This is a genomic window from Streptomyces sp. 7R007, assembly GCF_054850255.1.
Genome location: NZ_JBTWMV010000061.1, coordinates 25328 through 36135, shown reverse-complemented (window position 1 = coordinate 36135; position 10808 = coordinate 25328). Strand labels below are relative to the sequence as shown.

Below are 10808 nucleotides of genomic sequence, written 5' to 3'. Positions count from 1 at the left end.
CGTGAGGAAGTTCAGGGTCCCGAGCCTGTCGTCCTCACCCCACGGGGGCCCCAGTTCGAGTACGACTTGGCGGCCTCGGCGATCGAGCCCTCGGGGTCGTGGGGGGCTCGTACGGCGCCCTCCGCGAAACAACGGGTGCGCTGGAGCACGAGTCCGGTGACCGAACCCTCCATGACGTCGCCGTCGCGCAGCAGTCGCCCCCAGTGCATGCCGTTGCCGGCCGGGCTGCCGGTCAGGACCAGGTCTTCGGGGGAGCACACGTGCTGTCTGGGAGGGCATACGCCACCATCCGCGCGATCTCGAAGATCATGTCCTTGGTGGACGCGTCCTGCATGGTCTCGCCGTTCAGCTTGAGCGTGACGTGCAGGTCGTCAGGGTCCGCGATCGATTCGGCCGGCACCAGCCGCGGGCCGAGCGGGGTGAAACCGGGCTCGTTCTTGCTGCGCAGCCAGTCGGTACCGATCTGCGGCATGTCCCGGCGGAACACGGTCGCCCGGTCGGTGAGGTCGTTGGCGATCGTGTAGCCGGCGATGTACGCGGATGTGTCCTCCAACGGCACCTGGTAGGCGGGCCTACCGATGACGACCGCCGGCTCCAGTTCCCACTCGGGCTGCTCGGCCCAGGCGGGCAGGACGACGTCGTCGTACGGGCCGGTGATCGAGGCGGCAGGCAGATGAACACGTACGGTAGATCCTCCGCCGCTCGCCGGGCCATGATCTCGGCGGCCCCCGCGCGCCGTCCGCTCTCCGGCCGGTCGTCACCGGGGGCGCGGAGGGCGACGTGCAGGTCGATCACGTGCTGCCGGTAGTTCGCGCCCGACTGGAACACCTGGCGAGGCGCCACCGGTGCGTGCACGCGCAAGTCCGCGACGGCCGTACGAGTCAGGCTGGTGTCGGACGCGAGGGCGCGCAGCCGCGGCAGGGGGTGTCCAGCGGTCCAGCAGGTCCAATGTGGTCAGCCGGTCGTCGCCGAAGGCGTCCCGCAGGTCGAGGGCCTGGCCGTCGGGGGTGACCAGGGCGGGGAACCAGGGCCCGTCCGGGGTCGAAAGGGTGGCGAGTGAAAACGGTCCGGAGAAGAGCGCGGACGCGGGTTCCGGTTTCCACGGACATGTCCTCCTGTTGCGGTGGGACTAATCTGGACCCGCACCCCGTGATCAGGAAAATTGATTCCGTGGATGACCTGCATCCACAGTGTCTATCTTCTTCGTTGAATGCCACCGCAAGGAACCGATCCGTGAACCTGGTCCGTCTCGATCTCAATCTCGTCGTCGCCCTGCGCGCCCTGCTGGAGGAGCGGAACGTCACCCGTGCGGGACAGCGGATCGGCCTGAGCCAGCCCGCGATGAGCGCCGCCCTCGCCCGGCTGCGGCGGCACTTCGGCGACGAGCTGCTCGCACGCGTCGGCGGCCACTACGAGCTGACCGCACTCGGCCAGGTCCTGCTGGACCGCACCGCCTCGGCCTACGACTTGCTGGAACGTCTTTTCTCCAGCCAGGCGGACTTCGACCCGGCCGAGGAGAGCCGCGAGTTCAAACTGGTCGCATCCGATTACGCCGTCTCCGTCTTCGGCACCGAACTCGCCCGCCTCGTGCACGAGGAGGCCCCCGGCATCCGGCTGCGCTTCACCCAGACCCCGCCGACCGTCATCGACAACACCGCAACGCTGCTGAGCGGCACCGACGGTCTGCTCATGCCCCACGGCGTGATCAGCGACTTCCCCGCAACCGACCTCTACGACGACCGATGGGTGTTCCTCGTGGCCCAGGACCACCCCGGCGTGGGGGACCGGCTCACCCGTGCCGACCTGGCCGAACTGCCCTGGGTGACGTATCAGCGCACCTACGACGCGCCCGCCGTACGGCAGCTCGGCATGCTCGGGATCGAACCGCGCGTCGAGGTGTCCGTCGACAGCTTCCAGCTCCTGCCCCTGATGATCGCCGGGACCCGCCGCATCGCTCTGGTCCAGGCGAGGCTGGCGCGGATGATGGCCCCGATCGCCGCCGTGCGGGTGCTGGAGCCGCCGTACGAGGCGGTGCCGCTGCGCGAAGCACTGTGGTGGCATCCGGTCCATACCCATGACGCGGCCCACATCTGGCTGCGCGAGACGGCCGCGCGGGTCGGGGCTCAGCTACCCCGCACAGACCAGGACTGAGGCGATGAAGGCACCTCATCAGGAGTCGGTTCCGTCGCGTGCCGCTTGGATCATGGAGGCGTTCACAGGCGTCCCGGCTCGTGGGTGAGCCGGCGACCCATGGCGTCTTGGCCGGGAGGATGCTGCCGTCTGCGTGAGGGAACCGTTGGCGGCAGTCGTGCTCCTGCCCACGGGTGCGCTGTGCGGGATGACGTCGCTGATCAGGAAAGAGCCAGATGTGTGGCAGCTGACGTTCAGCGGGGCGGTTGCGCTCCGATGACGGACAGCAGTTGCAGCCGTTCGTAGCTCTCGCTGCCGGGAATGGCGGTGTAGACGAGCAGGAGATGTGACTGGTCGGGGTCCAGGAGTGTCTGGCAGGCCAGCTCCATTGCTCCGACCTGGGGGTGGATGAAGTGCTTGGTCTCGCGGGGGCGGATGCCGACCTCGTGGGCCTGCCATGCCTGCCGGAACTCCTCGCTCTGTGCCAGCAGCAGCTCGGCGAGTCGGGCCGCGCGGGAGCGGGGTCCACGCAGGGTGACCACCCCGCGTAGACCCGAGGCGAACATACGGGTCAGGAAGGGATGGTCGTCGGGGGCGTAGAGCGCCCGGGTGGCGGGGTCGGTGAACCAGCGGTAACCGAGACTGCGGGCCGGCCCCTCATACAGGGTGAGGTCACCGGTGAGTGCGACGGCCAGGGGCGTCTGGCGCAGGGTCTCGCCGAGCTCGGTGACGATCTCCGCAGGCGTGTCCTGAAGGCGGTCGAGGATGCGCAGCAGGCCGGGACTGATGTGATCGCTGTCTGTGCCGCGGGGCGGCGGGGTGTGCCCCGCGAGCCGGAACAGATGGTCGCGCTCGTCGAGGGAGAGGTGGAGGCCCTGTGCGATGGAGGCGATCATCCGCTCGGACGGCTGAGGGCCGCGCTCGCGCTCTAGCCGCGCGTAGTAGTCGGTCGACATGTGGCACAGGAAAGCGACTTCCTCCCGCCGCAGCCCGCTGGTCCTGCGCCGCTTTCCACGCGGAAGACCGACGTCTTCGGGCTGCAACGCCTCCCGGCGGTGCCTGAGGAATTCCGCCAGCCCAGTCCGGTCGATCGCCATCTGTTCCTCATTCACCTTCTGGTTCCTGGATCATCATGTCTACCGCCCGTTCGGATCGGTATCCATGGCCTGGCAATCCCCCCATACGCACGCCTCCAGGTGCGGACCTGGTGCCGTAGCGGGGGATTGACAGGTCCTGCATAACGACGGCGGAGCCCGGGACAGTGGAGGAAATGACACGACCATCTGGAGTGAGTGCGCATGCCGCGTGATTCCATTGACATTCCCGTCCCGGACCTGTCCGGCAAGCGCGCCGTGGTGACCGGCGCGAGTGACGGGATCGGTCTGGGCATGGCGGCATGGCTGGCCGCCGCAGGTGCGGAAGTGGTGCTGCCGGTCCGTAATCCGCTGAAGGGCGAGGCGGCGCTCGCAAGGATCCGTGAGCAGGCGCCAGGAGGGCAGGTGTCGCTGCGCAGTCTCGATCTGTCCTCGCTCGCCTCGGTCGAGGCGTTCGGCAAGACGCTGATCGGGGAGGGGCGGCCCGTCCACCTGTTGATCAACAATGCCGGCGTCATGACGCCGCCGAGCCGGCAGACCACCGCCGAGGGATTCGAGCTGCAGTTCGGCACCAACCACCTGGGGCACTTCGCCCTGGTGGCCCATCTGCTGCCGCTGCTGCGAGCCGGCCAGGCACGGGTGACGTCCCAGGTCAGCATCGCGGCGAACCAGAACGCCATCAACTGGGACGACCTGAACTGGGAACGCTCCTACAACGGCCAGCGCGCCTACAGCCAGTCGAAGATCGCGCTCGGGCTGTTCGCTCTGGAACTCAACCGACGCAGCGAGACGGGTCGTTGGGGCATCACCAGCAACGTCTGTCACCCTGGCATCGCACCGACGAGCCTGCTGGCCGCCCGGCCCGAGGTGGGGCGGGACAAGGACACGCTCGGTGTCCGCGTGATCCGTTTCCTGTCCGCCCGGGGCATCCTCCTGGGAACCGTCGCGAGCGCGAAATTCCCCGCCCTGTATGCCGCCACGTCCCCGGACGCCCAGCCCGGACGGTTCTACGGGCCCAGCGGACCGCTCCACCTGGGCGGTCCGCCCGCCGAGCAAACCCTCTACAGCCGCCTCACCAGCACGCACGAAGCCGCCCGTGTATGGCAAACCTCTGAACAACTCATCGGTCTGCGCCTGCAGGCATAGCCCGCCCGATGGGCGCATCCTCAGCTCCCACCACAGCACCCTCAAGACACGCCGTTGGAGAAGTGGCGTCGGTGCTCACGTGACGTCGGCCCCCAAGACCTGGCTGTGGTCTTGGGGGCCGACGGTGTGGCCGACGAGCACCAGGGCTGCGGGTGCGCGCTAATCGCGTGTGTCGGCGGGTTGCAGCCGCGGGACCGGCGTGGGCGGGGCATCGCGCTGCACCGTCTCGCGAGAGACATGGACGGCAACGAGCGTGATACAGCCGAGGAGGACGAGGTACAGCGCGATGGACCAGGAGGAGTTGGCGACGGCAAGGAGCGCGGTGGCGATGAGCGGTGAGAGACCGCCGGCGAACACCGAGGCGAGCTCGTGGCCCAGCGAAATGGCGCTGTAGCGAGAGGACTTGCCGAACAGTTCGGTGAAGAAGTGCGGCTGGGTTCCGATCATGGCGCCGTGGCCGATGCCGATGCCGAGGGCGATGACGAAGGCGAGCCAGACCAGGGCAGGGGTACCGGTGCCCACGAGCCAGAAGAAGGGGAACGCGAAGACGACCAGGGTGACGGCACCGGCCATGTAGACGGGGCGGCGGCCGATGCGGTCGGAGAGGGCGCCGAACCCCACCATGGAGGCGCCTTCCACGACGTTCGCGACGATGATCCCGGTCAGCAGGAGGCCGCTGTCGACCCCGATGTGCTTGCCGTAGGCGAGACTGAAGACGAGGAAGACATAGGAGCCGCCGTTCTCCGCCCCCCGGGCGCCTGCCGCGATCAGGATCGAGCGCGGGTGGGTGCGCAGGGCGTGCAGGAGGGGCAGTCGCTGCTTGTTGCCCTCGTGCTGGAGAGTCTGGAATTCCGGTGTTTCCTCGACGTTGAGGCGGATGACGAACCCGACGAGTGTGGGGATGGCTCCCAGGAGGAAGGGAATGCGCCAGCCCCAGGAGAGGAACGCCTCATCCGACATCGTCTGGACCGCGGCGAAGACTCCGGCGGTGCGTGATGAAGCCGAGGTTGATGCCGACCTGGCTCCACGCCGAGTAGCAACCGCGCCGTCCCTGGGGGCGCGTTCGGTGATCATGAGGACGCCTCCGCCCCACTCGCCGCCGACCGCGATGCCCTGAAGCCTGCGCAGCAGGACGAGGAGGATCGGTGCCCAGACCCCGATCTGCGCATAGGTGGGCAGCGTCCCGATGAAGAAGGTGGCGACGCCCATGACCAGCAGGGTGATCACCAGCGTCGGTTTGCGGCCGAGCCGGCCTCCGAAGTAACCGAAGACGATTCCGCCGAGGGGGCGGGCCGCGAAGCCGACGGCGAAGGTGCCGAACGAGGCCAGGGTGCCGGCGAGGGAGCTGGCCCCGGGGAAGAAGAGGGGGCCGAAGACCAAGGCGGAGGCGGAGGCGGTGCCGTAGAGGAAGGAGTCGTGCCACTCGAGTGCGGTGCCGGCCAGGCGGATGGCAGGGATCAGTGGCCGGTCTTGTCAGCCGGCCGGGGTGAGGCTGGTGCGGTCGAACGGGCCACCGTGCGCGGCGGCGTACGTGATGGCGTCGTTGACGGCATCGAGTTCGAACGACCGGACTCGTTCGGGGGCGAGATCCAAAGTGCCGGAGGCCAGGAGCCGGATGATGCCGACGTTGGCTGTGCGTGGGTACATCCACTGCCCGCGCACGGTGATCGAGTTGCGCATGATCCATGGGTACGGCAGTGCGAGGTCGTCGCCACCGAGCATGCCGACGCCGCCCATGAGGACGACCCGGCCGTACTCACGCACGGTCATGGCCGCCGCGCGCGAGACCGAGCTGGGTGCGCTCGGCGGCAGCAGGTCGATCGCCAGGTCGATCGGACCGTCGGCCGTCGTGGACATCGCCGCGCGGTCGTCGGCCTCGTCGCCGGTCAACAGGACCGGGCGCAGCCGCGGACCGAACCGGTCGGCGAGGAGGTCGAGCGCGGCCTTGTTGCGGCCGGGGGCGACCACGTGACCCGCGCCCATCGCGAACGCGACCGCGACCGCGCTGCTGCCGAGGTTTCCGGTGGCCCCGCTGACGAGCAGCGTCTCGCCGGCCGCCAGCCGACCGGCCAGCAGCCCACCGTAGGAGATGGTGTGCACGGTGAGCGCGGCCCAGCGGGCCGGATCCTCCCCGGCCGCGGCCGGCAGCGCAAAGACGTTCTCCGTCGGCACCCGCATGAGCTCGGCGAACGCGCCGTCATGCAGGTACTCGGCGAGTCGTGCACCGCCCTCGCCGCGCGAACACCAGCCCTGGAGCGTGATGTCGGGGGTCAGCGCGTCGTCCCGCGAGCGCACCGTCGAGTCGCACCACACCAGGTCGCCGACGCGCAGCCGGGTGGCGTCGGGGCCGACGTGGACGATCCGCCCCACCGCGCCGGTACCGGGCACGACCGGAGGGACGAGGGGATACCTCCGCTTGCCGCTGAAGACTTCGGCCGCGTACGGCGCCACGCTGGCGGCGAGGACCTCGACCACCACCTCGCCGCCACCGGCCTCGGGGTCCGGCACCTCCCGCACCGCGAGTGGGGCGCCGAACCGCGTCAGAACTGCTGCTCGCACGTGATGACCTCCGCGTTCGTCCGTGCTCGTGAGATCGACACTAGAGACGGGAAGGGCATGCGGGAAGCGACGATCTCGCACCTGGGGTATGCATAGGTCGCATGGACATCTCCAGCACGGGACTGCGGGTCCTGCGGCAGATCGCCGAGTCCGGCAGCTTCACCGCGGCGGCCGCCCGACTCGGATACACGCAGTCGGCCGTCTCCCGCCAGGCCGCCGCCCTCGAACACAGCGCCGGCACCACCCTGTTCGAACGCCGCTCGGACGGAGTGCGGCTCACTCCGGCCGGCCTGACCCTGCTACGGCACGCCCATACGATCCTCGCCTCGCTCGCCGCGGCCGAGCGTGAACTCACCGGCACCGTCCCGCGGACTGAACCGGTGCGGCTCGGCGCAGTCCTGAGCGCCGGCTCGGCGATCCTGCCCGCCGCACTCGCACACCTCGCTCAGGCCAACCCGCAGATCACGGTCACCACCCGCGAGGGCACCACGCCCGCCCTGATCCGGGCGCTGCGCGCGGGCTCGCTCGACCTCGCCGTGCTGACCTCCCGCCCACCCCACCGGCCCTTCGACAGCGAGTCGCCGCGCCTGCACCTGGAGACCGTCGCGGACACCGAACTCGTCGTGGCCGTGGCGTCGACAGGAGACTTCGCCGGACGCAGTACGGTGCACGTCGACGAACTGCTCGACGCCGCATGGATCGCCAGCCCGTCGTCGACATCCGAGCCGCTGCTCGGCGTCTGGCCCGGCCTGCCCGGACGGCCGCGCGTCATCCACTCTGCGCGCGACTGGCTGACGAAGCTCCGGCTGGTCGCGGGCGGCTTCGGCGTGACCACGGTGCCGTCCGCCTTCTCACCGATGCCGCTGCCCGGCGTGAGCGTGGTGCACGTCGACGGCACACCCCCCGAGATGCGCCGGGTGCATGTGGCCCGCCTTCCCGGCACTCCCACTCCGGCGATCACCGCCGTCACCCAAGCGATCACTTCGGCCGCCTGAACGCCACCAAGACCCGTACGTATCACCGCGTAACCGTGCCTCGCTGCGGGGTGAGCCACCACGGTCACCGCGCCCTGTTCTTCGCCGTACCGGTGATCGACTTCGCCGTCGTCACAGTCCCGCACGGGCTCGGCACCACCGCGGTCGCGAGCAACGGCGTAGGTCTGCGATGCACCCCGGTCGGGCGTGCCTGGCAACCCGGTCGGGCGTACGTCGCCGACGGTCTCGCAGGCCCGGCTGCCGGGCGGCCTCGCGGCAGGAACACGTGCCACACCGGAAGGTGCGTGTCGTGCGGTGTGCTGCACGGCAGGACGGACGGCAGGTCGCGCGTCGCCCGGCTTGCCCTGGAGTGCGCTCCAAGCCGTAGCGTCGAAGACACAGCGGCGCACGAGGCCCATGTCGGCGGCTGCCCCTCACGGGCGCCGGATGTCGCCGGATCGCGGCGGGAAGCATGCGGAACCTCGGGCCGTCCCGACGACGAACGAACATGCAGGAAAGGCTGGACCACGGCATGCAGAAGCGCAGTCTGCGGGAGTTGCAGGTATCGGCGATCGGCCTGGGATGCATGGGCATGTCCGCCTTCTACGGATCCGCCGACCACGATGAGGGGGTCGCGACCATCCGACGCGCCCTCGACCTTGGCGTGACCTTCCTGGACACGGCGCAGATGTACGGACCGCTGACCAACGAGTCCCTGGTCGGCGAAGCGATCCAAGGGCACCGCGACGAGTACGTGATCGCGACGAAGTTCAACTACCGGATGGACGACGCCGTGCCGGGGGACGCCGGCACCGTCGGGCCGCAGGACGGCTCCGCCGAACACGTTCGCAGCTCGGTGCACGGCTCCCTGAAACGACTGGGCACCGACCACATCGACCTGTACTACCAGCACCGGGTCGATCCGAACGTGCCCATCGAGGAGACGGTCGGCGCGCTGGGCGAACTCGTCGCCGAAGGCAAGGTGCGCTACATCGGGCTGAGCGAGGCGGGCGCGCAGACCATTCGGCGCGCCCACGCCGTGCATCCGATCACCGCCGTGCAGAGCGAGTACTCGCTGTGGTCGCGGGACGTGGAGGCCGAGGTGCTGCCCGCCTGCCGCGAGCTGGGTATCGGCTTCGTGCCGTACTCGCCGCTCGGACGCGGTTTCCTCGCCGGACGGTTCACCTCGCCGGACGACCTGGACGTGAACGACTGGCGCCGCCAGAATCCGCGCTTCCAGGAGGCCAACCTGGAGGCGAACCTGCGGCTGGCGGCAAAGGTGAAGGAGATCGCCGCGGAAAAGGAGGTGACCCCGGCCCAGCTGGCCATCGCCTGGGTGCTGGCCCAGGGCGAGGACCTGGTGCCGATCCCGGGCACCAAGCGCCGCACGTACCTGGAGCAGAACGCTGCCGCCGTCGACATCACCCTGACCAAAGACGATCTGGCCCGCATCGACGCCGAGCTGCCCCAGGCGGCCGGCGACCGGTACGACGAGGCGGGGATGCGCTCCGTGAATCGGTAGCCCGCCGTACGCCCCTCACACCGGCCCTCCGCGTTCCGTGACGCGGAGGGCCGGTGTCGGTCGTCGTGGACGCCGCAGGGTGTGAGCATGACGTCGAGAGCAGCCTCACGTCCGGCCGGCAGCCCAGCGTCGTGGAGACCGGGGCCACCGCGGTCATCGACGTGGGGCGTTGCCCCCTTCCCGGACGGGCAGGTGTCGTGGCCGGCCGCCCTGCTCGCGGCCGACCGCGATGCCGAGACCGCATCCGGTCAATCCCCGTGCGCCGTTGACCAGCGGTTTCATTGGTCAGTGGCCCCCTGATCAATTGATCATCAATCAGCTGTGGAAGGTCAACGAGCCATGCCTTCCACTGGGTTCACCATGCACGGCCCAGCACCCGCGGTCCCGCCACCCCACCACCTACGGAGTTCCCATGCCCGTCACACACCGCTTCGTCCGCCCGTCCCGGTCACCTCGGCCGACGACGCCGCCCAGGTGAGAAGCCGCCGACCTGTGGGCTCAGACCCTCACCGGCAAGGGCTCCATCGGTCCCGCGCCCCTCCGTACAGAGGGACGTGCTCGCCAACCGCATAGTGACCATCAACCCTCCTGCCCATCACTCATGCTGACTGACCATCAGCAACAGACTCACGTGGAAGGAGCGTGCGTTGAGTGCTTACGCCGTCCTGGGCATCGCACCGGGAGCATCGCCCGCCCAAGTGCACGACGCGGCCGCAGCGAAGGTCCAGGCGTATCGGCGCCAGGCAGAGAGCGGTCGTCTGGACGCCGCCGCGTGCGAGTCCGCGTACGCCTCCGTCTACGGCGCTGTGGCCGGCATTCTCGGCCTGCAGATGGGGCTGAACCGCCGACTGGACGAGGCGGGCACGTACAGCACCACCGTGGGCAGCGGGCCCCGGACCTCGTTCGCCCTGTCCCAGTCGAGCGTGCCGACCGGCATGCCGTCGTTCCAGCCCGGCAGCCCGCGGATGCCGTACGAATGCGAGATCTGCGGGTCGTTCCCGGCCGTACCCGTCACGGCGGTGTGGGTGCTGAGTGTGCTGCTGGTGGCAAAGGTGCACCGGGAGACGAAGACGCTGTGCAGACAGTGCGGCGTGAACGTCACCAGCAGAGCGCAGGCCTACACGCGCAGTTGGGGCCATTTCGGCATCGGGATGATCGCCGCCTGGATCTCTATGCTGAAGAACCGCCGCATGCTGCGTGCGCTGCGCCGTTTCACCGAGCCGTATGCGCGCCGCCCGGGCGTCCTCAGCCCGGAGACTGGGCCCCGTACCACCGGTTGGTTCTTGCGCCTGATGACCGTGGGGGCGGGATTCGGCTGGATCGCGGCGCTCGCGGTGGTGCTGATCGGGACACTGTACGGCCACTGAGCCATCCTGCAGCTCT

8 protein-coding genes and 1 pseudogene are annotated in these 10808 nt (G+C 69.5%); 5 read left to right on the top strand and 4 right to left on the bottom strand.

Annotated elements, in window-relative coordinates; all coding sequences use genetic code 11:
• Positions 1-113: 113 nt before the first annotated feature.
• A pseudogene (locus ACYF6T_RS39680) lies at positions 114-1015 on the bottom strand (fumarylacetoacetate hydrolase family protein); the annotation flags it as partial.
• Positions 1016-1233: 218 nt separating this feature from the next.
• Here ACYF6T_RS39680 and ACYF6T_RS39675 point away from each other — a divergent pair.
• Complete coding sequence (locus ACYF6T_RS39675; protein WP_461702819.1) at positions 1234-2151, top strand: LysR family transcriptional regulator; 918 nt, start codon at positions 1234-1236, stop codon at positions 2149-2151.
• 233 nt (positions 2152-2384) lie between these two features.
• Here the strand turns inward: ACYF6T_RS39675 and ACYF6T_RS39670 are convergent, their stop codons facing one another.
• Complete coding sequence (locus ACYF6T_RS39670; protein WP_461702822.1) at positions 2385-3227, bottom strand: helix-turn-helix transcriptional regulator; 843 nt, start codon at positions 3225-3227, stop codon at positions 2385-2387.
• A 201-nt stretch (positions 3228-3428) separates the two neighbouring features.
• Between ACYF6T_RS39670 and ACYF6T_RS39665 the strand changes: the two genes are divergently transcribed.
• Positions 3429-4370 (top strand): SDR family oxidoreductase, encoded by a 942-nt coding sequence (locus ACYF6T_RS39665; RefSeq protein ID WP_461702818.1) that lies wholly within the window; start codon positions 3429-3431, stop codon positions 4368-4370.
• Between the two features lie 159 nt (positions 4371-4529).
• On the opposite strand, the gene ACYF6T_RS39660 is transcribed toward ACYF6T_RS39665, so the two are convergent.
• Both ACYF6T_RS39660 and ACYF6T_RS39655 read right to left on the bottom strand, forming a co-directional pair.
• Positions 4530-5813 carry an MFS transporter gene (locus ACYF6T_RS39660; protein WP_461702821.1) on the bottom strand — a complete coding sequence of 428 codons (1284 nt, stop codon included), beginning with the start codon at positions 5811-5813 and terminating at the stop codon, positions 4530-4532.
• Positions 5814-5843: 30 nt separating this feature from the next.
• Positions 5844-6929, bottom strand: coding sequence for an alcohol dehydrogenase catalytic domain-containing protein (locus tag ACYF6T_RS39655; protein WP_461702817.1), 1086 nt, complete (start codon positions 6927-6929; stop codon positions 5844-5846).
• 101 nt (positions 6930-7030) lie between these two features.
• Between ACYF6T_RS39655 and ACYF6T_RS39650 the strand changes: the two genes are divergently transcribed.
• From ACYF6T_RS39650 to ACYF6T_RS39640, 3 genes are all read left to right on the top strand, one after another.
• Positions 7031-7924 carry a LysR family transcriptional regulator gene (locus ACYF6T_RS39650; RefSeq protein WP_461702816.1) on the top strand — a complete coding sequence of 298 codons (894 nt, stop codon included), beginning with the start codon at positions 7031-7033 and terminating at the stop codon, positions 7922-7924.
• A 511-nt stretch (positions 7925-8435) separates the two neighbouring features.
• On the top strand, positions 8436-9425 hold the full coding sequence (locus ACYF6T_RS39645; protein ID WP_461702820.1) for an aldo/keto reductase: 990 nt from the start codon (positions 8436-8438) through the stop codon (positions 9423-9425).
• Between the two features lie 698 nt (positions 9426-10123).
• Positions 10124-10792: a hypothetical protein gene (locus ACYF6T_RS39640; RefSeq protein WP_461702815.1), complete on the top strand. Its 669-nt coding sequence runs from the start codon at positions 10124-10126 to the stop codon at positions 10790-10792.
• Positions 10793-10808: the final 16 nt, after the last annotated feature.

What these genes read in the sequence shown, in the direction of transcription:
- ACYF6T_RS39665 (WP_461702818.1), top strand. Translation starts at nt 3,429, where the DNA reads ATGCCGCGTGATTCCATTGACATTCCCGTCCCGGACCTGTCCGGCAAG.
- ACYF6T_RS39670 (WP_461702822.1), bottom strand. Translation starts at nt 3,227, where the DNA reads ATGGCGATCGACCGGACTGGGCTGGCGGAATTCCTCAGGCACCGCCGG.
- ACYF6T_RS39645 (WP_461702820.1), top strand. Translation starts at nt 8,436, where the DNA reads ATGCAGAAGCGCAGTCTGCGGGAGTTGCAGGTATCGGCGATCGGCCTG.
- ACYF6T_RS39650 (WP_461702816.1), top strand. Translation starts at nt 7,031, where the DNA reads ATGGACATCTCCAGCACGGGACTGCGGGTCCTGCGGCAGATCGCCGAG.